The 25,620-nt window shown below is 64.9% G+C and carries 28 protein-coding genes; all 28 read right to left on the bottom strand.

Annotated features, from left to right (window positions below):
* Positions 1–33: 33 nt before the first annotated feature.
* Positions 34–915 carry a polyprenyl synthetase family protein gene (locus tag RCI06_RS02380; RefSeq protein ID WP_306573947.1) on the bottom strand — a complete coding sequence of 294 codons (882 nt, stop codon included), beginning with the start codon at positions 913–915 and terminating at the stop codon, positions 34–36.
* Positions 902–1,111, bottom strand: a complete 210-nt coding sequence (xseB, locus tag RCI06_RS02375) for an exodeoxyribonuclease VII small subunit (protein WP_101550761.1) — start codon at positions 1,109–1,111, stop codon at positions 902–904. The genes RCI06_RS02380 and xseB overlap by 14 nt, the downstream gene beginning before the upstream one ends.
* On the bottom strand, positions 1,108–2,319 hold the full coding sequence (xseA, locus tag RCI06_RS02370) for an exodeoxyribonuclease VII large subunit (protein WP_306573945.1): 1,212 nt from the start codon (positions 2,317–2,319) through the stop codon (positions 1,108–1,110). Before xseA ends, xseB begins: the two co-directional genes overlap by 4 nt.
* Positions 2,313–3,260 (bottom strand): peptidase M22, encoded by a 948-nt coding sequence (locus RCI06_RS02365; RefSeq protein WP_276871925.1) that lies wholly within the window; start codon positions 3,258–3,260, stop codon positions 2,313–2,315. The genes xseA and RCI06_RS02365 overlap by 7 nt, the downstream gene beginning before the upstream one ends.
* A gap of 4 nt (positions 3,261–3,264) precedes the next feature.
* On the bottom strand, positions 3,265–3,780 hold the full coding sequence (nusB, locus tag RCI06_RS02360) for a transcription antitermination factor NusB (RefSeq protein WP_101550764.1): 516 nt from the start codon (positions 3,778–3,780) through the stop codon (positions 3,265–3,267).
* A 78-nt stretch (positions 3,781–3,858) separates the two neighbouring features.
* Entirely contained in the window at positions 3,859–4,233 is a 375-nt protein-coding gene (locus RCI06_RS02355; protein ID WP_172439211.1) for an Asp23/Gls24 family envelope stress response protein, read from the bottom strand.
* 189 nt (positions 4,234–4,422) lie between these two features.
* Entirely contained in the window at positions 4,423–4,968 is a 546-nt protein-coding gene (locus tag RCI06_RS02350) for a SpoIIIAH-like family protein (protein ID WP_158595510.1), read from the bottom strand.
* A gap of 76 nt (positions 4,969–5,044) precedes the next feature.
* On the bottom strand, positions 5,045–5,632 hold the full coding sequence (locus RCI06_RS02345) for a hypothetical protein (RefSeq protein ID WP_146021703.1): 588 nt from the start codon (positions 5,630–5,632) through the stop codon (positions 5,045–5,047).
* Entirely contained in the window at positions 5,629–6,126 is a 498-nt protein-coding gene (locus RCI06_RS02340; RefSeq protein ID WP_306573942.1) for a hypothetical protein, read from the bottom strand. The genes RCI06_RS02345 and RCI06_RS02340 overlap by 4 nt, the downstream gene beginning before the upstream one ends.
* 49 nt (positions 6,127–6,175) lie before the next feature.
* Positions 6,176–7,375, bottom strand: coding sequence for a hypothetical protein (locus RCI06_RS02335; RefSeq protein ID WP_277138411.1), 1,200 nt, complete (start codon positions 7,373–7,375; stop codon positions 6,176–6,178).
* A complete protein-coding gene (locus tag RCI06_RS02330; protein WP_101550777.1) occupies positions 7,375–7,770 on the bottom strand; it encodes a SpoIIIAC/SpoIIIAD family protein in 396 nt (131 codons plus the stop codon). The genes RCI06_RS02335 and RCI06_RS02330 overlap by 1 nt, the downstream gene beginning before the upstream one ends.
* Before the next feature lies 1 nt (position 7,771).
* Positions 7,772–7,969, bottom strand: coding sequence for a stage III sporulation protein AC (gene spoIIIAC / locus RCI06_RS02325; protein WP_006875388.1), 198 nt, complete (start codon positions 7,967–7,969; stop codon positions 7,772–7,774).
* A gap of 131 nt (positions 7,970–8,100) precedes the next feature.
* Entirely contained in the window at positions 8,101–8,616 is a 516-nt protein-coding gene (locus RCI06_RS02320; RefSeq protein ID WP_276873018.1) for a stage III sporulation protein AB, read from the bottom strand.
* Entirely contained in the window at positions 8,610–9,557 is a 948-nt protein-coding gene (locus tag RCI06_RS02315; protein WP_276873020.1) for an ATPase, T2SS/T4P/T4SS family, read from the bottom strand. The genes RCI06_RS02320 and RCI06_RS02315 overlap by 7 nt, the downstream gene beginning before the upstream one ends.
* Before the next feature lie 146 nt (positions 9,558–9,703).
* Complete coding sequence (locus RCI06_RS02310) at positions 9,704–10,855, bottom strand: class I SAM-dependent RNA methyltransferase (RefSeq protein WP_306573937.1); 1,152 nt, start codon at positions 10,853–10,855, stop codon at positions 9,704–9,706.
* A gap of 146 nt (positions 10,856–11,001) precedes the next feature.
* The gene (locus RCI06_RS02305; RefSeq protein ID WP_306573935.1) at positions 11,002–11,700 is read right to left on the bottom strand and encodes a hypothetical protein; all 699 of its coding nucleotides are present in this window, start codon (positions 11,698–11,700) and stop codon (positions 11,002–11,004) included.
* Between the two features lie 151 nt (positions 11,701–11,851).
* On the bottom strand, positions 11,852–13,441 hold the full coding sequence (locus RCI06_RS02300; protein ID WP_288233988.1) for an NAD(P)/FAD-dependent oxidoreductase: 1,590 nt from the start codon (positions 13,439–13,441) through the stop codon (positions 11,852–11,854).
* A 61-nt stretch (positions 13,442–13,502) separates the two neighbouring features.
* Entirely contained in the window at positions 13,503–14,807 is a 1,305-nt protein-coding gene (locus tag RCI06_RS02295) for a YbbR-like domain-containing protein (RefSeq protein WP_276873025.1), read from the bottom strand.
* Entirely contained in the window at positions 14,797–15,687 is an 891-nt protein-coding gene (gene cdaA, locus RCI06_RS02290; protein WP_242970832.1) for a diadenylate cyclase CdaA, read from the bottom strand. Before cdaA ends, RCI06_RS02295 begins: the two co-directional genes overlap by 11 nt.
* Before the next feature lie 128 nt (positions 15,688–15,815).
* Positions 15,816–16,961 carry an aminotransferase class V-fold PLP-dependent enzyme gene (locus RCI06_RS02285; RefSeq protein ID WP_101550792.1) on the bottom strand — a complete coding sequence of 382 codons (1,146 nt, stop codon included), beginning with the start codon at positions 16,959–16,961 and terminating at the stop codon, positions 15,816–15,818.
* A 4-nt stretch (positions 16,962–16,965) separates the two neighbouring features.
* A complete protein-coding gene (locus tag RCI06_RS02280; protein ID WP_158595512.1) occupies positions 16,966–17,196 on the bottom strand; it encodes a putative Se/S carrier-like protein in 231 nt (76 codons plus the stop codon).
* A 162-nt stretch (positions 17,197–17,358) separates the two neighbouring features.
* On the bottom strand, positions 17,359–17,832 hold the full coding sequence (gene ispF / locus RCI06_RS02275) for a 2-C-methyl-D-erythritol 2,4-cyclodiphosphate synthase (RefSeq protein ID WP_373690835.1): 474 nt from the start codon (positions 17,830–17,832) through the stop codon (positions 17,359–17,361).
* Positions 17,833–17,837: 5 nt separating this feature from the next.
* On the bottom strand, positions 17,838–18,560 hold the full coding sequence (gene ispD / locus RCI06_RS02270) for a 2-C-methyl-D-erythritol 4-phosphate cytidylyltransferase (RefSeq protein ID WP_121585669.1): 723 nt from the start codon (positions 18,558–18,560) through the stop codon (positions 17,838–17,840).
* Positions 18,561–18,737: 177 nt separating this feature from the next.
* Positions 18,738–19,727, bottom strand: a complete 990-nt coding sequence (gene pfkA / locus RCI06_RS02265) for a 6-phosphofructokinase (RefSeq protein WP_101550799.1) — start codon at positions 19,725–19,727, stop codon at positions 18,738–18,740.
* A gap of 173 nt (positions 19,728–19,900) precedes the next feature.
* Positions 19,901–23,434: a DNA polymerase III subunit alpha gene (locus RCI06_RS02260; protein WP_306573931.1), complete on the bottom strand. Its 3,534-nt coding sequence runs from the start codon at positions 23,432–23,434 to the stop codon at positions 19,901–19,903.
* A gap of 33 nt (positions 23,435–23,467) precedes the next feature.
* Positions 23,468–23,788 (bottom strand): putative heavy metal-binding protein, encoded by a 321-nt coding sequence (locus tag RCI06_RS02255; RefSeq protein ID WP_306573929.1) that lies wholly within the window; start codon positions 23,786–23,788, stop codon positions 23,468–23,470.
* Positions 23,785–24,720 (bottom strand): DNA-binding protein WhiA, encoded by a 936-nt coding sequence (gene whiA / locus RCI06_RS02250; RefSeq protein ID WP_306573927.1) that lies wholly within the window; start codon positions 24,718–24,720, stop codon positions 23,785–23,787. The genes RCI06_RS02255 and whiA overlap by 4 nt, the downstream gene beginning before the upstream one ends.
* Before the next feature lie 2 nt (positions 24,721–24,722).
* Entirely contained in the window at positions 24,723–25,589 is an 867-nt protein-coding gene (gene rapZ, locus RCI06_RS02245; protein WP_101550807.1) for an RNase adapter RapZ, read from the bottom strand.
* Positions 25,590–25,620 lie beyond the last annotated feature (31 nt).

Raw genomic sequence — 25,620 nt, 5'->3', positions numbered from 1 at the left:
AACTTCCTCCAGTCCGGCGGTTGTCCGGATGCTTTAGTGGTCCCTGCCGAGGATCATCTCCGCGACCCACAGCAGAAATTCATTGCCGGGGATCGCCGCGACGCATTCCCCGGCTTCGCCGATCAGTTCCCGCGCGCGCTCCCGCGCGCCCGAAAGCCCCAGCAGGGTGACATAGGTCGTCTTGTGGTTTTCCTCGTCGCTGCCGGTCGGCTTGCCGAGCTTTTCGGCGTCGCCCGCCACGTCGAGGATGTCGTCGGTGATCTGGAACGCCAGCCCGCACGCCCGCGCGTACCGGTCCGCCGTCTCCAGGAGCTCCTCCCCCGCGTTCCCCGCGAGACAGCCGAGCCGCGCGGAGGCGCGCAGCAGCGCGCCCGTCTTGAGCTCGTAGAGGGTGTTCAGCGTCTCGAGGTCGACCGGCTTGCCCTCGCAGCTGAGGTCGATCACCTGGCCGCCGAGCATCCCGCGCACCCCCGCCGCCTTAGCGAGGGTGCGGACCGCCTCCACCCGCTGCGCGTCGGAAAGGGGCGCGTCGGCGGCCGTCTCAAACGCCAGCGTGAGCAGCCCGTCCCCCGCGAGCAGGGCGTTGGCCTCGCCGAACGCCTTGTGGCAGGATGGCTTGCCGCGGCGGAAATCGTCGTCGTCCATGCAGGGCAGGTCGTCGTGGATGAGGGAGTAGGCGTGGATCATCTCGATCGCGCAGGCCAGCGCCATCGCCCCCTCCCGGGAGGCGTGGGTGAGCCGCCCGAACTCGAGCACCATCGCCGCCCGCAGCCGCTTGCCCGCGTCGAGCAGGCTGTGGCGCATCGCGTCGACGACCACGATCTGCCGCAGCTCCCGGTCGAAGTGCAGCCGTTCCCGCAGCGCGTCGTTTACCTGCGTCGCGTAGGACGCGAGCTGCTGCTCATACCGGTTCATCTTCCGTCTCCTTCGGCGCCGCCAGCTTTTCGACCTTGAGCTTCGCGGCCTCCAGCTTTCCGTTTGCAAAGTCCAGCAGCTTTACAGCCTCGCCATAGAGCTTGACCGCGTCGTCGATCGAAACGTCGCCGCCCAATTTCGCGGCGATCTCCTCAAGCCGCGCGACTGCGGCTTCCAGCGTCATCGTCTTGGTCATGTCGTCCTCCTATTCGTCCCGGTCACTTTCGACAATATCTCTCCGTCGGCGACCCGCGTCGTCAGCAGGTCCCCCGGCTTCACCTGTTCCGCCGAGAGGACGGTACGCCCGTCCGCGCTCGTCAGGCTGTAGCCGCGGGAGAGGATCTTCATCGGACTGCGCTCCTCCACGAGCGCGCCGAGATATTGCAGGCGGTTTCGCGCGCCGTCCAGCCTTTGCAGAACGCCCGCGCGGATCTCCCGTTCCAACGCGTCCAGCCGCAGTCCGCAGGCGCGCAGGATCCCCTCGGGGGTCGTAAGCCCGGCGCGCAGCTGGCGCAGCCGGAGCTCCGTCCCCTCGATACGGCGGACGACCGCCCCGTGGCAGCGCGCGCCGAGATCGGCAAGGTAATATTGCAGGTCGGCCATGTTGGGCACGGCGAGCTCCGCCGCGGCGGAGGGGGTCGGCGCGCGCAAATCGGCCGCGAAGTCGGCGATTGTAAAGTCGGTCTCGTGCCCGACGGCGGAAATCACCGGGATGCCGCTCGCCGCGATCGCGCGCGCGAGGGTTTCGTCGTTGAAGGCCCAGAGGTCCTCGATCGAGCCGCCGCCCCGCCCGATGATGATCAGGTCACAGGCTTTGGCGGCGTTGAGGGCGCGGATGCCGTCAATCAGCGTCCTTGCCGCGCCCGCCCCCTGTACCTGCGCGGGACAGAGCACGACCGTTGCCGCCGGGTAGCGGCGGGAGAGAATATTGAGCATATCCTGCAGCGCCGCCGCGCCCTCGCTCGTCACAATGCCGATCCGCTCGGGATAGGGCGGCAGCGGGCGCTTGCGCGCCTCGTCGAAGAGCCCCTCGGCCGCGAGCTTCGCCTTGAGCTGCTCATAGGCCAGGTGGAGCGCGCCGATCCCGTCCGGCTGCATGTCGGTCACATAGAACTGGTAGCTGCCGTCCCGCTCGTAAAGGGAGACGGAACCGCTCACGATCACCGACATGCCGTTCTCGGGCGAAAAGGGCACGCGCGCCGCGTAGCTGCGGAACATCACCGCCTTGACGGCGGCGGAATCGTCCTTGAGCGTGAAATAGAGGTGCCCCGACTTGTAGTGCCGGGTAAAATTGGAGATCTCCCCCCGGACCATCAGCCCCGAAAGGACGTGGTCCGATTCAAGGAGAGATTTCACATAGCGGTTGAGCTGGGAGACCGAAACAACGGTGGGGTTCTTCAGCACGCCGTCCCCCCCTCTCCCGCGCGCGACGCCAAAATCGCGACCCCGGCGGCGTTGTCGGAGGAAAACTGCGGGTCGGCGAAATAGCCCCCGTACCGCGCGGTCACCGCCTCGCGGATGATCGAATTGGACATGACGCCCCCCGCGTAGAGGATGGGCAGCTCGCCGAACCGCGCCCGGACCGCCTCGGTCATGCCGCAGAGGGCGGCGAGGATGCTGTCGAGGCAGTAGCGCGCGATATCGCGGTCCGCCTCCCCGTCGAGCTTCATCTTTTGGCAGCGGTTCTCAATCCCGGAGAGGGAGCAGTCCGCCCCCTTCATCACCGGGCGCACCCGGTAGGTCTTTTCCGATTCCTTCGCGAGGCGTTCGAGCTCCCGCCCTGCGGGAAACCGCAGGCCAAGCATCCCGCCCACGCGGTCGACCGCCTGCCCCGCCTTGAGGTCGAGCGAACGGGCGAAGAGCCGCACGGTAAAGCCGCACGGCCCGCCCGGTTCGGCGATCAGGCATTCGGTCGTGCCGCCCGACAGGTGGAAGGCCGCGAACCGCTTTCCGATCAGGTCGAGCCGGCCGGCGGAAAAAAGCGCCGCCGCGATGTGTCCCGACTGGTGGGATACCCGCGTGAGCGGCGCGCCGCAGGCGGCGCCGACCGATTGGGCAACCGCCTCCCCGACGAGGAAGCAGGGCATATAGGAGCCCTCGGCGTCACGCGGGCGCACCGACGCACCGACGCCCGCGAGCGGCGGGGGCCCCGCTTCAAAGAGGGCCTCGACCAGAGCGCCGAGCTGTTTGACATGCGCGAAGACCGCGTCGCTCTGCCGCAGGCCGAGCTCCCCCTCTCTCACCGGAAGGAGCTGTTTTTGCTGGCGCACCGCGCCGCTTTCCGAATCATAGAGGGCGGCGGAGGTGGTGTAGTTGCTCGTGTCGATTCCGAGGTACCAGGCCATCGCGCTACTCCGCCGCCGTTTCGGCGGCGGCCTCTTTGGCGGCGCGGACCGCCTCGTCCTCCGCCTTCGCCTCCCCAGCCGAAGCCGCGGCCTCCTCCTCGGCCCGGCGCGCCTCGGGCACATCCTGCCCCTTCGCGCGCACATAGGCGCCGAGCACCCCGTTGACAAAGGAAAAGTCGTCGGCGCTGCCGTATTTTTTGGCCAGCTCGACCGCCTCGTTGATCGAGGCGCCGACCGGCACCGTGTCAACGTTGTCGATCTCCCACAGGCTCAGCCGCAGGATGGTCAGCGCCACGCGCGACATGCGGTTGAGCTTCCACTTTTTCGAGTGGGCGGTGATCGTCTCATCGAGCCAGGGCAGATGATCGCAGACGTCGCTTGCAAGGCGGTATGCATAATCATCCACCTCGAGGTTGCGGCCGATCACGGCCTCCTCGATGATCTCGTCGACCGATTCCTCCTTGAAGGAGCGCTCAAATACCAGCATAAAGGCCTGCTCGCGGGATTCGCTTCGTTTCATATTGTCCTCTCCTAATTGTACGTCTGCGACAAGAATACCCTCCAAGGGGGCCTCGGAGGGCAGTGAATCGTTTTTTGGTCAGGCTTCCGTCTGCTCGGCGGGCTCGGCAAAGACGATGCCGGCGATGTTGATGTTGACCCGCGAAACGGCGATCCCGGTCATGTTCTGGACGGCCTCCTTGACGGCCGACTGGATCTTCTCGGCGGTCTCGGGGATGTTGACGCCCGCCTTGATGTTCACATGGAGCTCGATGACGGCCACGTCGTCCGACAGGTCGATGCCGATCGGCTTGGCGGACTGTTTTTTGAGCAGCCAGCCCTTGAGATTGGTCGCAAAGGAAGCGAGGGAGTCCACCCCTTCGATCTCCAGCGCCGCGTAGCGCGCGATGGTGGCGATCACCTCGCGGGAAATCTTGAGATTGCCTGCCGCCTGATTCTGGTCGTGACTCTGCATAATCATTCTCCTTTATATGGCGAGAAACGGATGTGTCCGATTGTTTTTCGGGAGCCGGTGTAGCATACAGGAATATTATATCATAAAATTCCGAATATACAACCGTATATGCAATCTTTTCCGCAAAGAAAGGAGAAGGAAAAAGCCTGCTTTTCAGCAGGCTTTTTTGGTGAAGATTCCGGCTGCGGGCTAACTGATCTCGACGATCGAGATGTTCTCGACCGGGATGCTGGTCTCCTTGAGGATGATATCCTTCATCTGGGCCACCTGGTCCGCTTCGAGCCCCTCCGTCTTGACCACCACGTCGACGTTGTCGGTGTCGTAGTAGACCATGCAGTCCTCGAAGCCCTTGGCCTTGATGAGGTTTTCAATCTTGCCCTCCGTCTCGATCGACTTTGCGATCTCGGTGGCCTTGAGCGCCATCTCCGCCTTGATGTCCGGGTCGACGTCCGCGCTGGCCATCATATTCTTGAGGGTCTCGACCGACTCGTCGCGGGAGCGCTGGCGGGTGACCTTTGCCTCGGCAAAATAGGCCTCGCCGTCGATGTCGTCCACCGTCGGGTCGTTCGCGTCGACCAGCTGGGCGTCGCCGTAGTTCTTGTCATTGGCGAGCGCGCCGGTCGCGGTCAGGTCGCCGTCCGTCCTGGCGAACTGATAGTTGACGTAGACGGCCAGCCCGAGCCCTACCACCAGGGATGCCAGGATGATCTGTTTTTTGCCGATAATCATATTCATACGGGGGTTCCTCCTCTTTTGATAAACTGAACTTATGGCCATAAACTGCGGGCTGCCGCCGCAGGGTATGCACGAATCATTTGCTGAGCTTGGTGACGCACACCTTGTTGTAGGGGATTCCGAGCGCGGTGGTAACCACCTGCGTCACCCGTTCCTGCACCACCATGCTCCCCGCGCCCTCGCACACGATGACGACCCCCTGGATGGCGGGCTGCCGTTCGGTTTTGACGAGCGCCTCCTTTTTGCCGTTCCCGGCGTCGACGACGATGTATTTCTGCTCGGTATTCTCCTGCTGGGTCTCCCGGGCCACCTCGTCGCCGTTATAGCTGTTGGTGCGGTTGACGTTCTGCGTCTCCTCCACCGCGTAGACATATTCGACGCCGCTTTCGGCCGTGACCATCACCTGGCACCGGCCCACCCCTTCGATGCTCCCCACGATCCCGGTGAGCCGATCCTCCAGCTGCGCCACATACTCCTGCGAGGTAAGCTGCCCCGCCCCGACGCTGGGATTCGGCTTGTTGGAGCCTCCGGTCTGGATCACCGTCGAAAGGAAGATCAGCGCCATGCCGGCTATCCCGACGAATAGTAGGGTGCGGCTGTGCTTTCCCTTGAAGACCGCGTCCAGCTTTTCCCGCAGTCCCGCGCCCAATCTGGTCCCATTCATGAGGTCACTCCTTTGTCGTCATATCCAATCAGTACCCTGACGCCGAGGCGTTCGGTCAATGCGGCGCGGATCTCGTCGTGCCGGGGCAGATAGCTGCGGTCGAGCTCCACCTCGCACTCACTAATAGATATGCCGCCCTGCCCGTCGTCATGTACATTTATGTAAATTTTGTTGTAGCTGACGCCCATGTCCCGCAGGGCGCGCATCGCCTCCAGCCGCACGCTTTCGGTCGCGCGTTCCTGCGCGCCCTCCTCCACCGCGCTCTCAAGCCGTCCGGCCTTTTCCTCGATCCGCCGCTGGATCGATTCCGGCGGCGTGAGCTCGACCGAGGCGGACGGCAGCACGACCGGCGAAAGCAGGCACCCGAGGAAAAAGACGCCGCAGGTAATGTTGAAGACCCGCTGCATGCTGGACTTCGGCAGGATGAGCTGCGCGAGCGCGCAGGCGATCGCCGCGGCGCAGATGCCGAACGCCCACTGCCTGACACTATCCAATATACGTTCCCTCCCCGCGAAAATATGACACGTCTCCGAAAACCCCGTCCTATACCCCGGTGGACACCATCATGACGAGCGAGGTCGAAATGACGATGAGCAGCGCGAAGCAGAGGATGACCGCGATGAGGATGCCCAGCGTGGCGGAGGAACTTTTGAGGATGCTCGCCACCGGCTTTACGCCGAGCATCTCGCTCACCGCCCCCGCGAGGTTCACGGTGAAATACCACAGCACCGTCTGCAGGAAGACGGGCAGGAAGGTCATCAGCGCGATCAGGATGCCGAACACGCCGACCGTCGCCTTGAGGAGCCTCAGGTACCCCTGCGTCGCGACGAAGGCGTCGGAGAGCGCACCGCCCACCACCGGCACAAAGCTGCCGATCAGGAATTTCGCCGCCTTGGAGGCGACCGTGTCGCTGCCCGACGCAACCATCGTCTGGAGCGAGAGCAGCCCCACAAAGAGGGTGAGCAGCAGCCCCAGCGCCCACGACACCGCCGATTTGATCGCGCCCGCGACCGCCGACACGTCGACGCCGGGCGCGAGGTTCCCGACCACGCAGAAGGCGAGGTAGACCCCCATCAGCGGCACGAAGATTCCCGCCACCACCTGCGAGACCACCTGGCAGGCCATGAAGAGGAAGGCGGTGTAGGTGGTGGCGGTCACCGCCTGCCCCCCGACTGTGACAATCGATGAAAAGATCGGGATGAACGCGAGGACGAAGTTGGAGTAGTCGCGGATGGCCGCGGCGGTCGTCGTGATGCAGTCGATGATCGGCGAGACGATCGACGCCGCCACGCACACCACCGCCACCGCCGCGAAGACGGTCGACAGCGTCCCCTCCCAGAGGGAGGTCTTGAGCCCGTCGAGCATGGCGCAGAGCAGCACCGTGCCGAGCACCGCGCCGAAGACGGTCAGCGGCAGGCGGATGCGCTCCTTCACGAGCCCCCAGATCTCCCGGAAGAACGCCTCGGGCGAGAGGGCGAGCAGCTCCTTGTAGTCGATGCCGTGCAGCCCGGTGCGCTCCATCAGATCCTGCGCGTCGTCCGGCAGTTCGCCGAGCAGCTCGTCCGCGCCCACCGCGTCGAGTTCCCGGCTCAGGTCGTAATCCCCCTCCCCCGCGCCTGCGTAGCCCCACGCCTCCGCCGCGTCGCCGGGCCTGTCCCAGGTGACCAGCTCCACCGCGAAGGCGCCCGTCCCGCAGAGGCCGGCCAAAAACAGCGCCGCGAAAAACCCCACAAGCCGCCGCATCATCCCGCACCCCCGATCAGGCCGCCCGCGATGCCGAGGATCTTTTCAAAGAGCGGCAAACTGACGAGCAGCACCGACAGCTTGCCCGCCGTCTCCACCTTGGAGGCGATCGCCGTCTCCCCGAGGTCGCGGCAGGCGTCGCAGGCGATCTGGGTGATGAAGCAGAGCCCCAGCGCCTTGAAGAGAATCTGCACGTATTCCGCCTTGGCGCCCGTCGCCTCGAAAAGGGACCGGATCCGCTCGAAAAGCGGGAGCGCGGAGGTGATGATCATCCCGAGGATCAGCACGCCCGCCGTCAGCGAAAGCAGCAGGGAGTACTCGGGGTTTTTCTGCTTGAGCACCGTGCCGAGCGCGACCGCGACGATCGCCAGCCCGGTAATCGTCATCATATTCATGTCAGTAGAGCCCAAAGACGCTCTTGACCGTCTCGAACAGCGTGTTGATCTGCACGATGATCATCATCAGCACGACGATCAGCCCCGCAAGGGTGGTCATCATCGCCTGTTCCTCCCGCCCCGAGCGGATCAGCACCTGGTTGAGGACCGCCACAATGATCCCGATCGCCGCGATTTTAAAGATCAAATCCACATCCATAATCTTTCATCGTCCTTTCCCGCCAAACTTGTCCTTTGCATTATAGATATGCCTGTCCCTCCCGGTTCAGAACTCTTTTTTCCGGATGCTTCCCCGGCCCCCGCAGGCGGCCTGTTTTCGCAGTACAGGCATCAAATGAAAAAGACCACCACAAAGGCTCCCGCCAAAAGGCCCATCGTGCGGTAGAGCTTGCCGTGGGATTCGCACCGTTCCCGCGCCGCGGCCAGCTGCATGGCGAGCAGCGCCTTCGCGTGGGAAAGGCTCGAGAGCTGCCCGTCGAGGTCGCACTGCCCGAGGGTGTCGGCCAGCGCCTCGACGATCGCGGCGTCCTCCCGGGTGAGGCTCCCGCCCTGCTTTGCCACCGCTTCCCGCCACGCCTGCGGAAAGGGCGTTCCCTTCCGACAGAGGGCAGCGCAGGCGGGCAGGAAGGGCGCCTCCTGCGCCGATTCCCGCTCCTCCAGCCGCGCGACGGCCTCGTCGGGAGGCGCCAGGCTGTAGGAAAGCTCCCCCTCCATCCCCGTCAGCAGGGCGATGCAGCCCTCCAGCTCCCGTACACGGCGGGAAAGCGCCTGCGCCATCGAAATTCCGATCGAGGTGGTGCAGGCGACCACCAGCAGCATTCCGCAAACCTTCAATATCATCAGCATGGCGCCGGCACCTCCCTGATCTCCCGGATTTTCGAGGGGCTTTCCGCGCCCTCCAGCAGCACGAGCTTTTGGAACGCGCCCGTCTCCAGCAGCCGCCTGGCCTGCGGCTTGCGCAGAAATTCCTCGTAGTCGGCGGCGTGCAGCGAGGTCACGACCGCCACGCCGCTGTTGGCGGCGGCGGCCACCGCCTCCACCTCGCCGTCGGTGCAGATCTCGTCGCAGACGATCACCTGCGGGGAGAGGTAGCGCACCGCGATCTGCAGCCCCTTCGCCTTCGGGTAGCCGGAAAGCAGGTCGCAGCAGGGCCCCAGCTCGCTCTGTACGACGCCGCCCGAGGCCGCGCCGATCTCCCCGCTTTCGTCGACGACGCACACCTTAAGGTAGCCGCCGGGGGAACCGGAGGAGAGCTGGCGCGCCGTGTCGCGCAGCAGCGTCGTCTTGCCGCTGGCGGGCGGCCCGACAATGAGCACGCCGCACGGCCTGTCCCAGAAGCAGCCCCGCACGAGCGGGTCCGCCGCCCCGTAGATCTCCCGCGCGACGCGCAGGTTGATCGAGGTGATGTCCCGCACGGCGGTCACCTTCCCCTCCTCGGCCACGGCTGTCGCCGCGATGCCCGCGCGGTGTCCGCCGCGTACCGAGAGGTAGCCGTCGCACAGCTCCCGCTGGTGGCTGTGTACCGCCCAGCCGCACAGCGTCACAAAGGAGTCCTGCATGTCCGCCTTGGTCAGGAGAAAGGCGTTCAGCGCGGGCCGGTCGGAGACCCCGCCGTTTTCATCCACAAAGAGCACCTTGGCCGACGCCATCAGCCCGAGGGGCTTTCCCGTCCGCAAACGGATTTCCGTCACCTCCGCCGCGATCTGCGCGGGGACCCGCGAAAGCACCCGCCGCACCCGTTCCCCAAGGGTCGCCGCCGCAGAGAGGTAGCGTTCGTCTTCCTTCATTTCATCACGTCCTTTTCCAGTCTTCCCTCCTATCTTATTAGCCCGTCCGCTTTTTTAGAACCGGAGACCGGACAGGCGCAAAAGGGCCGCCCGCGGATTTCTCCGCGGGCGGCCTAATAAAATCCTGATTCCGTTTCGGGGGAAGGTCAGGCCTTCTCCCCGTGCCTGCTGTTAAAATACATGTAGACCTGGCATTTGATCATGCCATTATAGAGCTTGCGGCGGCGGACCGCCTCCCGCCCGAAGACCCCCTCGAAATCGTCGTGCGGGCTGATGATGTAATAGCCGAGGTCGTCACGCTGCGGGAAAACCTGCCCCATCGTACGGCAGATCTCCTCCGCCTCGGAGGCCGCGAGCAGCCGCTCCCCGTAGGGCGGGTTGGTGATGAGGACCCCCCTGCGCCCCTCGGGAATCTCGGGCGCAAAATCCTTGATGTCCGCCTGCCGGACATGGATGCGCCCGGCGACTCCCGCCTTCGCGGCGTTTTCCCGCGTCAGGCACACCGCCTCGGGATCGATGTCGCTGGCGAACGCCTCGAAGACCGCGTCGCGTCGCACCTGCGCCGAAGCCTCCCGGCGCACCTCGTCGAAGACGCCGTTCTGGAAGCACTTCCAGCTCTGCGCCGCGAACCGCCTCCGGATGCCCGGCGCGATGTTGAGCGCCTTGAGCGCCGCCTCGATCACGATGGTGCCGGAGCCGCACATCGGGTCGTAGACGAGGGAATCCCCCCGCACCCGCGCGAGGTCGACGATGCCGGCCGCGATCGTCTCCTTGATGGGCGCCTCGTTCGCGTTGGCGCGGTAGCCGCGCTTGTGGAGCCCCGCGCCCGTCGTATCGAGCAGCAGCGTCACCGTATCCTTGAGGATGGAAAACTGCACCTGGTAGATCGCGCCCGTCTCGGCGAAAATCTCCTTGTGGTAGACGTTTTCAAACCGCCGCACGATCGCGCGCTTGATGATCGACTGGCAGTCGGACATGCTGAACAGCTTGGAATTCCGCGACCAGCCCTTCACCGGGAACTGGTCGTCCACCCCGATGAAGTCCTCCCACGGCAGCGCGGCCGTCCCGTCGAAAAGCTCGGTGAACGTCTCGGCGCGGAACTTCCCGATCACGATCCCCACCCGTTCGGCGGTGCGCAGCCAGATGTTCGCCTTGGCGACCATCGCGAGGTTCCCCTCAAAGGTCACCCGCCCGTCCGAGACGGTGATGTTTTCCCCGCCGAGCTTTTTGACCTCGAAGGAGAGCACGCTCTCAAGCCCAAAGAGGCAGGGGCAGGTAATCGTCACTTTTTTATCCATGGTGGTCCTTTCCGGCCGCGCGCCATCCATTTGCGCGGGGATTCTTTTTACATTCTTATAATAGGATTATAGCATAAATCCACAAAAGAAAAAAGACACATCTCGGCAGAAAGGGACGGCCCGCTTTCGCGGGCCGTCCCTGCGCTCTAAAAGAGCAGTTTCTCGTAGATCTCGGCGATATGCTCCTCCATGAACGCCCGGATCTTCTCCGGGATATCCGCGCCGCCGAACCGCAGGTCGTAATGCAGGTCGGCGTTTTTGCCGGTCAGCGCCGACAGGGTGTCGGCGGCGACCTGCGCGGGGGATTCGCCTCCCGAGAAGGAGACGGACAGAATCCGCTCCATCCCCGCCATCTTGAGCGGGAAAAACGGGCAGCCGTAACGAACGGAAAAGTCGCACAGCCGCATTCCCTCGCGGACGAACGGCTCGCTGTCCCGGTAGGGGCTCAGCGCGCAGGCGAGCGCCGCCGGTTCGTTGCCGGAAAGCGGCAGGACTTTGAGGTTCCACGCGTCCGAGTGCAGCGTGTCGGAATAGATCACCGTTATGCCGGTGGAGGCATCGACACAGCTGACCGCAAGGTCGCACACCGCGGGCGCGCGGAACATCCTCATCCGATCCAGCTGCCGGAGTCCCAGCTGCGGCGTCTGCGACGCCGAAAACAGGGTCATCAGCTCTTCGAGCTCCTCCGGCCCCGCCCCGCGCGACCACAGCAGCGACGGAACCGCCGCCAGCGAGGTCGCCGAGAGCATATCGACCGCAACGGAGCGCTTTAGCAGCTCGTCGGCAAAGACGTTTGCCGCCGCCGCGCCCGCGCCGCTGCCGGAAAACGCGACACCGATTTTCATGGCAGACCTCCTCAGTCAGAGATACTGCCATCCCCAGCGGCAAAACCACCGCACAGCTGGGATGACAACGTCCGCGCCCCGCCCGTGGGGCGGCGCACCGGACACTACCATTCTATGCTGTGCGGCGGCGGCTGCCACTGCCCTGCCGGTCCTAATCGAACGGCCGGTATTCCGCCATGACGGCAAGCGCCGCGCGGATACCGTCCACCGCCGCGCTCATGATGCCGCCCGCGTAGCCCGCGCCCTCCGCGCAGGGATAGACCCCCCCGGCCCCCGGCGCCTGGTAATCCTCCCCGCGCAGGATGCGCACGGGCGAGGAGGTCCGCGTCTCGACGCCGGTGAGCAGCGCGCCGGGCGCGTCGAAGCCGGGCAGCTTTTTCCCGAAGGCGCGCAGCCCCGTTTCAAGCATTGACGAGACGAACCCCGGCAGGAGTTCGTGAAAGTCGCAGGGCGTCACCCCGCGCGCGTAGGTCGGCCGCACCCGCGCGGCGTCGAGCCCCGCCTTCCCCGCGAAAAAGTGCCCGATGTCCTGCGCGGGCGCGCGGTAGCCGCCGCCCCCGGCGGCGTAGGCGCGCCGTTCCAGCTCCCGCTGGAACGCGGCCCCGCCCAGCGGCCCGCCGCCGTAGTCGGCGGGCGTGACCGAGACGGCCACCGCCGCGTTGGCGTTCTTCCCGTCGCGCGCGTGGTAGCTCATCCCGTTGGTGACCGTCATCCCCTCCTCCGACGCGGCGGGCACGACCACGCCGCCCGGGCACATGCAGAAGGTGTAGACGCCGCGCTCCCCCACCCGGTGGGAAAGCTGATACTCTCCCGGCGGCAGCGCGGGATGTCCCGCGTGTTCGCCGTAGAGCCCCCGGTCGATCTCCGCCTGGAGGTGTTCGATCCGCACGCCGACCGAAAAGGGCTTGGCTTCCATCGCAAAACCGCGCCGCAGGAGCATCTCAAAGGTGTCCCGCGCGCTGTGTCCCGCCGCGAGCAGCAGCACGTCGGCGGGGATCTCCCCGGCGGAGGTGCGCGCGCCGCGCAGCCGTCCGCCCGTCACCACAAGGTCGGTCAGCGCGGTGTCGAACCGCACCTCCCCGCCGAGCGAGCAGATTTCCGCGCGCAGGTTTTTGACGACCTCGCGCAGACGGTCGGTACCGATGTGGGGCTTCGCCCGGTAGAGGATCTCCGCCGGCGCGCCGAACCGCACGAACTCCCGGAGCACCCAACCGCATTTCGGGTCGCCGATGCGGGTGGTCAGCTTGCCGTCCGAGAAGGTCCCGGCGCCCCCCTCCCCGAACTGCACGTTCGTTCCGGGGTCGAGGGTCCCCTCCCTCCAGAACCGCTCGACCGCCGCGACCCGCCGGTCCATCTCCCCGCCCCGCTCGAGGATGACCGGCCGGTAGCCGTTCTGCGCGAGCAGCAGCCCGGCGAACATCCCGGCGGGGCCGAAGCCCACAACCACCGGGCGGTGTTCCAGCGTCCGCGTCCCGCGGGGGATCTCGAGCGGCTCCTCCCGCCGCAGGGAGACCCGCCGGTCGGCGCAGCGGGAGGCGGCGGCCTCCTCCTCCGCGGGGGCCCCGAGCGTGAGCGCCACGGTGTGCACAAAGTGGATGTCGCCCCGCTTGCGCGCGTCGAGCGACGTTTTGACGATGCAGGCGTCCGCCGCCCGCACGCCCAGCAGCGAGGCCGCGCGGGAAAGCGCGGCCTCCGCAGGTTCCTCCAGCGAGGTCGTGATCGAATGGACGATGATCGGCATAAGTCCTCCTCCGCAAAAAACGAGGGCGTCCGGCAGGCCGGGCGCCCTCGGGATGGTTTGTCTATCGCTCCCTAATGTTGACGAGCACGGTGTAGTCGCCGCTCGCCCACGCCAGCCCCTTGCCCGGCGCGGAGATACGCACCGGCATGGTATACGGTCCGGGCGAGGAGACGTCCTTGGTGGACATGTCGACCTCCGCGACCAGATCGGACCCCGAAAGCGTCGCCATCACATCCGCGTCCCCGATGATGTGCACCCCCGAAATGCTCGGGGACTCCACCGTGACGCTGTAGTTGACCGGGACGTTGGTGACCCGGATGTTGTCGCCAGGGATCGTATAGTTGCCTTCGAGCATGTCGGCGGTCTTGATCGTCACGATGACCGTGTCGACCCCCGAGAGGTTGGTGAAACCGGAGGGCAAAAAGCCCTTCACGTCAAAGGAGAAAAAGTTGCTGTCGATGGTGATCTCGTTAATGTTGATGAACCCCATGTCGAGCTGGCTGTAGGCGTCGATCAGCTCCTCCGGCCCGGCGACCAGCAGGGATGCGACGGAGTATTCATCCTCCAGCCAGTCGATCGGGAAGCCCGACGGGACGTTCAGATATTCGACGCTGACCGGCAGTTCCTTCTGCTTGAGCACCGGGATGGTCACATCCGCCGTTTCGGCGCTCATCGTCAGCAGGCTGCTGTCGAGCTCGTTGCCCTCGGCGTCGTAGAGGACGATCTGGCCGGTGCGGGTCTTGCTGGAGGTGATCGGCGCGTCAAAGCTGATCGAAACGACGCATTTGTCGATCCGCCCGACGTCGGTTTCCGGGCCCGAGATCGTGATCTCCCGCGGGCTGACCTTCGTCTGTCCGCGGACGTAGTCCTCGGGCGTCTGGAGTCCCTCGATGTCGGTGGCGACCTGGAAGGTCTTCTGCGCCTGGCGGTCCACCCGCACGCGCACGGTGGTGGGGCTGATCGCGTCGGTCTGCGCGAGGGTGAAGCCCTTGCCGAATTTATCCCCCGCGCTGTAGTTGCCCGTCTTGCCGCCCGAGAGGACGACGTCGAAGCTGCCCGGCGCGGTGATTCCGGAGAGGTCCGCGCGGATGTCCACATCCGCGGGCTTTACCGCGCCGACGACGGGGCGCGCGCCCTCGATGCGCACGTCGACCGTTTCGATCTCGCTGTCGACGATGCGCAGGTTGAGCGCGGCGAGCGCGTCCACCTGGTCGGCGGTGATGGTGACCGGAACGTTGCGGATGGTCTGAACCTTATCCGGCTCGACGTAGTAGACGATCACCAGCCAGATGATGACCGACGTCACCAGAGAAAGGATCATGAGCAGCCTCCGGTTGTCCAGGAGGCGTCCAAAGTTAAACTTCATTCGTATCTTCCCCCTCGGGGCTCTTCTTCCCCCGCTTGCGGTCAAAACGCTTGTCGGAAGGCTCGGCGGCGGCTTTTTCGGGGGTGAGCTCCGCTTCCAGATATTCCCGCAGGCGCGCGGTGGAAAGCCCCCGTTCCAGCTTGCCGTTGCGGCAGACGGTGATGAAGCCGGTCTCCTCCGACACGACCACGACGATCGCGTCGCTCATTTCGCTCATGCCGAGCGCCGCGCGGTGGCGGGTGCCCAATTCGCGGCTGATCTCCTGGTTATCGGAGAGCGGCAGAAAACAGCCCGCGGCGTGGAGCCTTCCCTCGCGGACGATCATCGCGCCGTCATGCAGCGGCGAGTTGGGGAAAAAGATGTTTCCGATCAGTTCGGGCGTGGGGTCGGCGTCGACGACCGTGCCCGTCTTGATGATGTCGCCGAGCTTGGTCTTCTGCTCGATGACGACGAGCGCGCCGATCTTCTGGCGCGAGAGGGAGGAAGCCTCCTCCACCAGGGCGTTGATGAACTTCACCCATTTGGCGCGCGTCTCCTGTTCGCTCATCCCGCCTGAAAAGACCTGCAGCTTGCCGATGCGGGAACGCCCGACCTGTTCGAGCGCGCGCCGCAGCTCCGGCTGGAAGACGATCACGAGCGCCAAGACGCCGATCTGCAAAATATTCTTTGTAATGAACTGCATGGCTTTCATCTCGAGCGCCTGCGCGAGCAGGTAGAGCAGCAGCAGCATCGCGATGCCCTTGACAAGCTGCGCGGCGCGCGTCTCGCGCACCAGCTTGATGCCCTGGTAGATCAAAAAGGCCATGACAAGGATGTCCAGCGCGTCTTTCCACTCAAACGTGCTGAACGTTCTGACAATGTTGTACCAGAGCTCGGCCATACATTCATTCCCCTTCGACGTTCGGACGATGCGGCCGGAAACCATTCCGGCCGCATAAATCCCTTTTTATATTTTATCACATATCCACAGCAAATCAATCTTTTTTTTGGCGCATGGCGCGGTTGGCTTTATTTCTCATATGCGATCTTCCGGACCGCCTGCGCGAACTGTCTTCCCTCGTCGGGCGTGTTGAAGGCGCCGACGCTCAGGCGCACCGTCCCGCCGTGGTTGGTCCCGAATTTTTTGTGCGCGAGCGGCGCGCAGTGCAGCCCGCCGCGGACCGCGAACCCCATTTCGTTGAGCTTCGCGGTCGTCTCCTCCGAGCCGAGGCCGTCGATGTTGAAGCTGAATACCGGCAGGTTTTTGCCGTGCTGGGGGGCGGGCGTGTAAAGGCGGACGCCCTTCACCCCGCAGAGCTCCTCGTAAACGCACCGGGCCACCCCGCTCTCAAACCCGGCGATCCGCTCCATTCCGCTCTGGCGGATAAAGTCGATCCCCGCGCCCATGCCGAGGATGCCCACCGTGTTGAGGGTGCCCGCCTCGAAGCGGTCGGGCATGAAATCGGGCTGTAGGTAATCGTAGGAGACGCTGCCCGTCCCGCCCTCCGCGAGCGGCCGCAGGCGCTTGCCGCACGAGGTGATGAGCAGCCCGGTCCCGGTGGGACCGTAAAGCCCCTTGTGCCCGGCCGTGCAGAGGAAATCGATCTGCATCCCCTTGACGTCGATCGGCTCGATCCCTGCCGTCTGGGCGGCGTCGACCGCGAAGTAGAGCCCATACTGCCGTGCGAGCTGCGCCAGCCGCGCGATCGGCAGCTTGACGCCGAACACGTTGGAGCCGTGCGTGACGATGATCGCGCGGGTGTTCGGCCGGATGCAGGAGCGGAAGGCGTTCACCGTCTCCTCGTCGTCCGAAAAGGTCTCCGCGACCGTGTAGGTGATGATCCCCTGCACCGTGAGCGCGTGGACCGGCCGCAGGACCGCGTTGTGCTCGAGGTCGGAGATGATGACGTGGTCGCCCGGCTTGAAAAGCCCCTTGACGACCGTGTTGACCGCGTAGGTGCAGTTCTGGGTGAAGACGACGTCCTCCACGTCCGCCGCGCCGAAAAATTCCGCGGCCTTCGAGCGCACCTCGAACACCTGTTTGGCGGTCTCGGCCGACAGGTCGTGCCCGCTGCGTCCCGGGTTGGCGCCGTAACGCATCAGCGCCGTATCCACGGCGTCCTTGACGGAAGCGGGTTTTGGGAAGGTGGTGGCCGCGTTGTCGAAATAGATCATCCGGTCACCCTCCCCGCTGAATTTCCGAGACCTTGATCCCCGCCGCGCTCAGGATTCCGGCGGCGGCGGCCACGTCGCCGCGGATTTTGAGCCCGTACCCGCAGCCCTGTCTGCTGTTGGGCGCGGTGTTGCGCTCCACATAGGCGGAAATCCCATTCTGTTCCAAGAGCTTCTGGCCCTTCATCGCGCTGGTGACGGAACGGACCACCAGCACGGCCTGATCTATATTTGTCATAAGCATCGTTCTCCCTGCTATGAAATCATGGATGCGGACGCGCCGCATTGCCGACTGTGTATTCCCGCCTGAGCGGGCAAAAGAAAATACAGCGGTACAGTCCGCGCGTCAAAACGCGTGCAGGTACCGCTGTATCATCATATGCAGGAACGCCCCGGAAAGTCAGCGCCTCATCAGCAGGCAGACCGCGTGGGCGCTGACGCCCTCCCCGCTCCCGGTGAAGCCCATGTGCTCCTCGGTGGTGGCCTTGATGTTCACATCCTCCGCCGGGACCCCGCAGGCGTCGGCCAGCCGCCGCCGCATCTGCGGGATGTATGGCGCGAGCTTCGGGGCCTGCGCGACGACCGTCGCGTCCACATTGCCGATCTTCCAGCCCCGCTGCTCGGCCATCGCGCGCACCCGCCCGAGCAGCGCGACCGAATCCGCGCCCTCATAGGCCGGATCGCTGTCGGGGAACTGCGCCCCGATATCTCCGAGCGCGAGCGCGCCGAGGACCGCGTCCATCACCGCGTGGGCGAGCACGTCCGCGTCCGAATGCCCGAGCAATCCCTTTTCCCAGGGGATCTCCACCCCGCCGATCACCAGCCTGCGTCCTTCCGCGAGCCGGTGCGCGTCGTAGCCGTGCCCGATTCTCATGCCGCTCATATGCGTTCCCCCTCCGCCGCCTCCACCATCGCCGTCGCGACCACGAGGTCGACCGGCGTCGTGATTTTGATGTTGTCGTAGTCCCCGCGCGCGAGATAGACCGGGTACCCCGCCGCCTCGAGCATCTGGCAGTCGTCGGTATAGTCCATCCCCGTTTCCTCCGCCTTCCGCGCCGCCAGCCGGTAGCGCTCGAGCTCGAACACCTGCGGCGTCTGCACCGCGAACAGGGTGCTGCGATCGGGCGTCGAAAGGATCCGCCTGTTTTCATCCGCGACCTTGACGGTGTCGGTCACCGGCACGGCCGCCGCCGCCGCGCCGTAGCGGACGGCGTCGATCACCGCGTCCGCGATGACCTGCTGGTTCACAAGCGGGCGCGCGCCGTCGTGGACCGCCACGTACTGCGTCTCGTACCCGACGGCCTCGACGCCGTTTTGGACCGACTGCTGGCGGGTCTGGCCGCCGGCGACCACCGAACGCACCTTCGGGACCCCCCAGGCGCGGATCAGGGCGTGCATCGTCGGGATATCCTGCGCGCGGGCGACCACGATGATCTCGTCGATCCAGTCGCTGTCGGAAAAGGCGAGCATTGTGCGCACGACGACCGGAACCCCGCAGATCTCCTCAAACTGCTTGTCGATCCCCTGCATGCGCGAGGCCGCCCCCGCCGCGGCGATGACCGCCGCAACGCGGGGCTTTTCCAGTTTCCGGTTAAAGAGCATGTCCGCCACCCCCTTTTTTCATGATAGCGCCCAGGGAAGAAAAATTTGCGCGAATTTTGATACGCCCGCGCGCCCGTCCCGGCGGCGGGGCCAATCCTGTCCTATTATAGCAAATCCACGCGCGGAAAAAAAGGCCCCCGGAAGCGCAAGCGCTTCCGGGGGCCTTTTTCTTTCAGATCAGATGCTGATCGCGTCCGCGATGTCGTAGAGATGGCGGTTGAATTCCTTCTTCATGCTGAGGGCCTCGAGGATTTCGTAGTCGACGATCTTGTTCTCGTGGCAGACGACCACGCGGTTGCCGATGCCCTTTTCAAGCAGCTCGACCGCATGGTAGCCCATCTCGCTGGCGAGCACGCGCTCGCGGGCGGTCGGGGCGCCGCCGCGCTGCACATGGCCAAGCACCGTGGCGCGGGACTCGACGCCGGTGCGCGCCTCGATCTCCTCGGCGATGTCGTGGACCGTACCGACGCCGTCCGAGCTGGTCACGCCCTCGGCGACGATGACGATGAAGTGCTTTTTGCCGGTGCGCAGGGTGCGCTGCATCTTCTCGACGATCGCGTCGATCGAGAAGGGCACCTCGGGCACGAGGATGGAAACCGCGCCGCAGGCGATGCCGGCGTGCAGGGCGATGTCGCCGCAGCGGCGGCCCATGACCTCGACGATCGAGCAGCGGTCGTGGGATTGGGAGGTGTCGCGCAGCTTATCGACCATGTCCATGACGGTGTTGACCGCCGTGTCGAAGCCGATCGTATAGTCGCTCGAAGCGATGTCGTTGTCGATCGTGCCGGGCAGGCCGATGCAGGGGATCCCCTTGAGGGAGAGGTCGCGCGCGCCGCGGAAGGAGCCGTCGCCGCCGATGACGACCAGCCCGTCGATGCCCGCCTGGAGGCAGGCCTCCTTGCCGCGTTCCACGCCCTTGTCGTCGCGGAACTCGGGGCAGCGCGCCGAATAGAGCATCGTGCCGCCGCGGTGGAGCGTGTCGCTGACGCTGCGCAGGTTCATCTCAAACATATCGTGGGCAAGCAGCCCGCTGTAGCCGCGGCGGATGCCGATCACCCGCATGTTCTTATGAAGGGCGGCCCTGACGACGGCGCGGATCGCCGAGTTCATGCCGGGGGCGTCACCGCCGCTGGTCAATACGCCAATCGCTTTCTGCTTGTTTTCCATATCCTCGCATCCTCCGTCTGCGGAAAATCCGCGTTCTAATCTTACTTATGCCCGATTATCGGCATTTTACCGAAATAATTATAGAAGATTCGTCCCTTTTGTGCAAGCGATTTGATTCAACCTGATTAATTTTTATCATAGTACTGGATAATTTCAAAGAAAACCCGCGAAATTTATTGTTTATATACGACGTTTTCCGCGCCGAGCAGCTTCTTGAGCTCCCGCTCGAGCACGGGGTTGTAATCTACCCACAGGGCGTGCGCGGCCACGTTGTATTTCCCCGTGTCCTTGAAATAGAAGTACACGGCGTCCCGGCCGGTCCCGCCGTTTTCGGGCGAAAAGATCGAAAGCAGGTTTTTCACCCGGTCGTAGACGGGCGCCGACGCGCTGTCGATGCGCAGGTAGGCCCCGGCGTTTTTGCTGCGGGACGCGGCGGGCCGTGCGGGCGCCTGCGGTGCCCGCTCGCGGCGCGGCGCGCCGGAATAGCGGCCCGCCCCCGCGGGCGAACCCTCGGGCAGCGGCTCGCCGGGCGAGGCGGCGGCCTCGCAGATCAGCTTGGCGTCCTCCTCCTCGCGCATCGACACCCTGCCGCGCACAATGACGACGCTGCCCTCCGCGAGCTTGTGGGAATACTGCGTGAGCACCTTTGGGAACACCAGCATCTCGATGCTGCCGCTCGTGTCCTCGAGCATGACGAACGCCATCATCTCCCCGCCGCGGGTCGATTTGAGCCGCTTGGAGGAGACGATCGCCGCCACGCGCACCGACGCGCCGTCGGCGATATGGCTCCCCCGCTCCTCGGCGTTCGAGATATCGGCGATCAGCGTGCAGTGCTCCTGCTCGATCATCTCGGCAAAGCGCGCCATTGGATGGCCGCTGATATAGAGCCCCGTCGTCTCCTTCTCCATCGCGAGCAGCTCGGAGGGCTCGTATTCCTCCACACGCGGAAGCTGGTGGGCGGATTTGATCCCCACGTCGGGGTTGTCGAAGAGGTTGATCTGGCCGGAAATATTGCGCTTGGCGGCCGCGTCGATGTCGTCGAGGATCGCCTCGAGGCCCTCCAGCATGCTGTGGCGGTTCTTGCAGGCGCAGTCGAGCGCGCCCGATTTGATGAGGCTTTCGACCGCGCGCTTGTTCGTCTCCTTGCCGTACATCCGCTCGCAGAAGTCGGAGAAGTCGAGGAAGGGGCCGTTCTCCTCCCGCTCGGCGATGAGCTCGCGGATGCAGCCCCGGCCGATGTTCTTGACCGCGAGCAGGCCGAAACGGATCGCGTCCCCGCTCACCGTGAAGCCCTCGCCGCTGATGTTGACGTCGGGGGGCAGCACCTTGATGCCCATGCGGCCGCACTCGCCGATATACTCGATGACCTTGTCGGTGTTGTCGAGCACGCTCGTGAGCAGCGCCGCCATGAACTCGCGCGGATAGTGGCATTTGAGGTAGGCCGTCTCGTAGGAGACGAAGGCGTAGGCCGCCGCGTGGGATTTGTTGAAGGCGTAGGAGGCGAACGAGCTCATCTCGTCGAAGATCTCGTTCGCGGTCTCCCGCGGCACGCCGTTTGCCTGCGCGCCCGAAACGAAGACCTCCCGCTCCTTCTCCATCACATCGTGCTTCTTCTTGGACATCGCGCGGCGCACGAGGTCGGCGCGCCCGTAGGAGTAGCCGCCGAGCGCGCGGCAGATCTGCATGACCTGCTCCTGGTAGACGATGCACCCGTAAGTCACGTCGAGAATCGGCTTGAGGAGCGGGTGCTTGTAGGTGACGAGCCCGGGGTTGTGGCGGTTGCGGATGTAGGTGGGGATCGACTCCATCGGCCCGGGGCGGTAGAGGGAGATGACCGCGATCAAATCCTCGATCGACTCGGGGCCGAGCTGGGCGATCACGTTGCGCATGCCCGCGGACTCAAACTGGAAGACGCCGACGCACTGCCCCTTGGTGAGCATCGCGAAGGTGTCGGGATCGTCGAGCGGGATGCTGTCCGCGCGAAAGCCGGGACTGCGTTTGGCGGCCTCCTTCTCGGCGTAGCTGATGACCGTCAGCGTGCGAAGGCCGAGGAAGTCCATCTTGAGCAGCCCGAGCTCCTCAAGCGTCGTCATCGTGAACTGGGTGACCGGCATCGTCTCCTCCGCCTTGTAGAGCGGCACGTAGCTGTCCACCGGGTCGCGGGTGATGACGACGCCCGCCGCGTGGGTCGAGGCGTGGCGGGGCATCCCCTCGATCTTGCGCGCCATGTCGAGCAGCTCGGCCACCTTGGGGTCGCTCTCGCGCATCTGCTTGAGGTCCGCCGAGACCGAAAGCGCCCGGTCGAGCGTCATCTTCAGCTCGTTCGGCACCAGCTTGGCGATCGCGTCCACCTGCTGGTAGGGGACGCCGAGCACCCGCCCCACGTCGCGGATGGCCGCGCGCGCGGCCATCGTCCCGAAGGTGATGATCTGCGCGACATGGTCCGCGCCGTACTTGCGCACGACGTAGTCGATGACCTCCTGCCGCCGCTCGTAACAGAAATCGATGTCGAAGTCGGGCATGCTGACCCGCTCGGGGTTCAAAAACCGCTCGAAGAGCAGGTTGTAGCGGATGGGATCGATGCCGGTGATGCCGATGCAGTAGGCGGCGAGGCTTCCCGCGCCCGAACCGCGGCCCGGCCCCACCGGGATGCCGACCGATTTCGCGTAGTTGATGAAGTCGAAGACGATGAGGTAGTAGTCGACGTACCCCATCTTGATGATCACGTCCAGCTCGTACTCCAGCCGTTCCGCGACGGCCGGGTCGGGCTGATCGCCGTAGTGGCGGCGCAGGCCCTCGTAGCAGAGGCGCTTGAAGTAGGAGAGGTTGTCCTCCCCGCCCGGCGCGACGAAGAGCGGGAGCTTGGTATTGCCGAACTCGAACTCGACGTTGCACATCTCCGCGATTTTGAGGGTGTTGTCGAGCGCGCCGGGGTAGTTCTGGAAGAGCGCGGCCATCTCGTCACGGCTCTTGACGTAGAATTCCTCCGTCTCAAATTCGAGGTCGCCCGGCTCGTCCACCGTGGTGTTTGTCTGGATGCAGATCAGCACGCTCTGCATCCTGGCGTCCGCCCTCTCGATGTAGTGGGCGTCGTTGGTGGCGACGAGGCCGATGCCCGTCTCCTTGGAGAGCCGCAGCAGGTCGGGCAGGATCTGCTCCTGAAGCCGGATGCCGTGGTTCTGGATCTCGATATAGTAATTTCCCTCGCCGAAGACGTTTTGGTACCAGAGCGCCGTCTCCTTCGCGCGGTCATAATCCCCCGCGGCGAGCATCCGGGGAATCTCCCCCGCGAGGCAGGCCGACAGGCAGACGAGCCCCTCGTGATACTCCTCGAGCAGGTCGTGATCGACGCGCGGCTTGGAGTAGAAGCCCTCGACGAACCCGGCGGACACCATCTTGATCAGGTTCTGGTAGCCGGTGTTATTTTTGCAGAGCAGCACGAGATGGTAGGGGGAGGAATCGACCTTGTGCTGCTTATCGAAGCGGGTGCGTGGCGCGACATAGACCTCGCACCCGATGATCGGCTTGACGCCCGCCTTTTTGGCGGCCTTGTAAAAGTCGATCGCGCCGAACATCACGCCGTGGTCGGTGATCGCCACGGACGACTGCCCGAGCGCCTTGACCCGCTCGACCAGCCGCTCGATCCGGCAGGCGCCGTCGAGCAGGCTGTATTCGGTATGTACGTGCAGATGCGCAAAATCGGCCATTTCCGTTCCCCCTTTGCCCGTTCCTCTTACGCCCTATCCGAGCCGCACGGCCGTGCCCGACACGGTCACCATGAGCATGCCGTTGTTCGCGCCGAGCACCTCGTAATCCACGTCAATCCCGACGACCGCGTCGGCCCCGAGCGCCCGCGCGCGCCCCTCCAGCTCCCGCATCGCTTCCTCCCGCGCCCGGAGCAGCTCCTCCTCATAGGTCCCCGAGCGGCCGCCGAAGAAGTTGGAGAGCCCGGCGGTGAAGTCCTTGATGAAATCGACGCCCGCGATCACCTCGCCGAACACGACGCCTTGATATTCCGTAATATGCTTCCCTTCCACCGAAGGGGTCGTCGTCAGAATCATGCCTGTTCCTCCCTGTGCTCTTTCCTTCGAAGCTCCGCGGCGTATTCGGATATCCGCCGCAGGCGGTGGTTGACGCCCGACCGGGAGATCGGGCTCGTAAGCGCCTGCCCCAGCTCCCTCAGGGACATGTCCGGATTTTGCAGCCGCAGCCGCGCGAGCTCCCGCAGCTCCTCGTCGAGCGAACCGATGCCTCCCGACGCTTCGATCAGCCGGATGTCCTCGATCTGGGAGAGCGCCGCGTTGACCGTCTTGGAGATGTTGGCCGTCTCGCAGTTGGTGGCGCGGTTGACCCGGTTGCGCAGCTCCTTGACGATCTTGACCTCCATCAATTCGAGCGACGACTTGGGCGCGCCGAGGTAGGTCAGCAGGTCCTCGATGTTTTCGCTCTCCTTGTAGTAGAGCAGGTAGTCGTTGCGGCGCACCGTCCGCTTGGGCGGCGCGAGATATTCCGCGAGCAGCGCCGCGAGGTCGTCCGCGAGCGGCTGGTGCTGGGTCGCGAATTCGACGCGGTAGCCCTTTTCCGGATCGGACACCGCGCCGCACGCCAGAAACGCCCCGCTCAAAAAGGCGGCGGCCTCCTCCTCGGGGACATGCGTGAAGTCGACGCGGCGGGGGTCCTCCCCCGCCCTGCACCCGAAACGGGAGAGCACGGCGACCCGGTCGGAGAGGCTGTCCACCGTCACGAGGTAGACGCTCCGGCGGTCCTTGCGCTTGACCTCCCGCAGGGTGATGCTCCCGCCGAGGCCCACCAGGTCGGAGATGCTGTCCGCGTAGAGCCGCGCGACGAATTTGTGCTCGGTGTGCAGCGAGATCTCCTCCGGCCCGAACGCGCGTCCGAACAGCAAAAGGCCGTAGGCGAGCGCCCACCTGCGGCGCTGGCGAAACGGCCTGTTATTGCAGATTTCACTTTTGATGCGGTAGGCGAACGACATGGCTACTCCTTGCGCTTGGCGATATCCCGGTGGGTCACGGTGCTGCGCACCTTCTGTTCCTGCATGTGCTCCTCCAGAAGCTGCGCGAAAACCACCGAGCGGTGCTTCCCGCCCGTGCAGCCGACCGCGATGGTCAGCTGGGTCTTCCCCTCGTCCCGGTAGAGGGGCAGCAGGTAGTCGACGAGGTCGAACAGCTTGGGGATCAGCTTCTGTGCCTGCTCCCATTTGAGGACGTACTCCCGCACCGGCGCATCGAGGCCGGTCAGGCTCTTGAGCTCGGGCACGTAGAAGGGGTTCGGCAGGCAGCGCACGTCAAAGACGAGGTCCGCCTCCTTGGGCAGGCCGTATTTGAAGCCGAAGGACATGCAGTTGACGAGCATCGCCTGGTTTTTGTCGTCGAGGAAGATGCCGACCACCTTTTCCCGCAGCTGGTTGACCGAGAGGTAGGTGGTGTCGATCACATAGTCGGCACACTCCCGCAGCCGGGAGAGCAGCCGCCGTTCCTCCGCGATGGCCTCCTCGATCGAGGTGTTTTCGTCGTCCATCAGCGGGTGGGTGCGGCGGGTCTCCTTATACCGCTGGATGAGCGTCGCGTCCTCGCAGTCGAGGAAGAGGGTCTGAAACCCGCTCGACGCCTCCAGAAACTCCTCGATCCCCTCGAAGATGTCCCCGAAAATTTCCCGGCTGCGCGCGTCGATGACGAGCGCGACCTTATCCACCTTATCCTCCGCCTGAAGGCACAGGTCGGTGAAGGATTTGACCATCTTGGGCGGGAGGTTGTCGACGCAGTAGTAGCCGATATCCTCCATCGCCGCGATCGCGCGGGATTTTCCCGAACCGGACATGCCGGTGATGATTACAAATTCCATAGGCTTCCTTTTCCGCCCGCCTGGCGGGCGC

This window comes from Anaerotruncus massiliensis (ex Togo et al. 2026), assembly GCF_030825285.1.
Classification (GTDB): domain Bacteria; phylum Bacillota; class Clostridia; order Oscillospirales; family Ruminococcaceae; genus Anaerotruncus; species Anaerotruncus massiliensis.
Note: the sequence above shows the minus strand (reverse complement) of the source record. Positions and strands in the feature narration are given on the sequence as shown.

Bases quoted from the DNA above. Each gene is read 5' to 3' on its own strand.
- RCI06_RS02310 (WP_306573937.1), bottom strand. From the start codon at position 10,855: ATGGATAAAAAAGTGACGATTACCTGCCCCTGCCTCTTTGGGCTTGAG.
- RCI06_RS02285 (WP_101550792.1), bottom strand. From the start codon at position 16,961: ATGATCTATTTCGACAACGCGGCCACCACCTTCCCAAAACCCGCTTCC.
- spoIIIAC (WP_006875388.1), bottom strand. From the start codon at position 7,969: ATGGATGTGGATTTGATCTTTAAAATCGCGGCGATCGGGATCATTGTG.
- RCI06_RS02305 (WP_306573935.1), bottom strand. From the start codon at position 11,700: ATGAAAATCGGTGTCGCGTTTTCCGGCAGCGGCGCGGGCGCGGCGGCG.
- RCI06_RS02280 (WP_158595512.1), bottom strand. From the start codon at position 17,196: ATGACAAATATAGATCAGGCCGTGCTGGTGGTCCGTTCCGTCACCAGC.
- RCI06_RS02365 (WP_276871925.1), bottom strand. From the start codon at position 3,260: ATGGCCTGGTACCTCGGAATCGACACGAGCAACTACACCACCTCCGCC.
- RCI06_RS02255 (WP_306573929.1), bottom strand. From the start codon at position 23,788: ATGATTCTGACGACGACCCCTTCGGTGGAAGGGAAGCATATTACGGAA.
- whiA (WP_306573927.1), bottom strand. From the start codon at position 24,720: ATGTCGTTCGCCTACCGCATCAAAAGTGAAATCTGCAATAACAGGCCG.
- ispF (WP_373690835.1), bottom strand. From the start codon at position 17,832: ATGAGAATCGGGCACGGCTACGACGCGCACCGGCTCGCGGAAGGACGC.
- rapZ (WP_101550807.1), bottom strand. From the start codon at position 25,589: ATGGAATTTGTAATCATCACCGGCATGTCCGGTTCGGGAAAATCCCGC.
- RCI06_RS02315 (WP_276873020.1), bottom strand. From the start codon at position 9,557: ATGAAGGAAGACGAACGCTACCTCTCTGCGGCGGCGACCCTTGGGGAA.
- RCI06_RS02335 (WP_277138411.1), bottom strand. From the start codon at position 7,375: ATGCGGCGGCTTGTGGGGTTTTTCGCGGCGCTGTTTTTGGCCGGCCTC.
- RCI06_RS02320 (WP_276873018.1), bottom strand. From the start codon at position 8,616: ATGCTGATGATATTGAAGGTTTGCGGAATGCTGCTGGTGGTCGCCTGC.
- ispD (WP_121585669.1), bottom strand. From the start codon at position 18,560: ATGCTCTTTAACCGGAAACTGGAAAAGCCCCGCGTTGCGGCGGTCATC.
- xseB (WP_101550761.1), bottom strand. From the start codon at position 1,111: ATGACCAAGACGATGACGCTGGAAGCCGCAGTCGCGCGGCTTGAGGAG.
- RCI06_RS02350 (WP_158595510.1), bottom strand. From the start codon at position 4,968: ATGAATATGATTATCGGCAAAAAACAGATCATCCTGGCATCCCTGGTG.
- RCI06_RS02355 (WP_172439211.1), bottom strand. From the start codon at position 4,233: ATGCAGAGTCACGACCAGAATCAGGCGGCAGGCAATCTCAAGATTTCC.
- RCI06_RS02380 (WP_306573947.1), bottom strand. From the start codon at position 915: ATGAACCGGTATGAGCAGCAGCTCGCGTCCTACGCGACGCAGGTAAAC.
- nusB (WP_101550764.1), bottom strand. From the start codon at position 3,780: ATGAAACGAAGCGAATCCCGCGAGCAGGCCTTTATGCTGGTATTTGAG.
- RCI06_RS02295 (WP_276873025.1), bottom strand. From the start codon at position 14,807: ATGAAGTTTAACTTTGGACGCCTCCTGGACAACCGGAGGCTGCTCATG.
- RCI06_RS02345 (WP_146021703.1), bottom strand. From the start codon at position 5,632: ATGAATGGGACCAGATTGGGCGCGGGACTGCGGGAAAAGCTGGACGCG.
- pfkA (WP_101550799.1), bottom strand. From the start codon at position 19,727: ATGGAAAACAAGCAGAAAGCGATTGGCGTATTGACCAGCGGCGGTGAC.
- RCI06_RS02260 (WP_306573931.1), bottom strand. From the start codon at position 23,434: ATGGCCGATTTTGCGCATCTGCACGTACATACCGAATACAGCCTGCTC.
- RCI06_RS02330 (WP_101550777.1), bottom strand. From the start codon at position 7,770: ATGAATATGATGACGATTACCGGGCTGGCGATCGTCGCGGTCGCGCTC.
- cdaA (WP_242970832.1), bottom strand. From the start codon at position 15,687: ATGGCCGAGCTCTGGTACAACATTGTCAGAACGTTCAGCACGTTTGAG.
- RCI06_RS02300 (WP_288233988.1), bottom strand. From the start codon at position 13,441: ATGCCGATCATCGTCCATTCGATCACGACCTCGCTGGAGGAACCTGCG.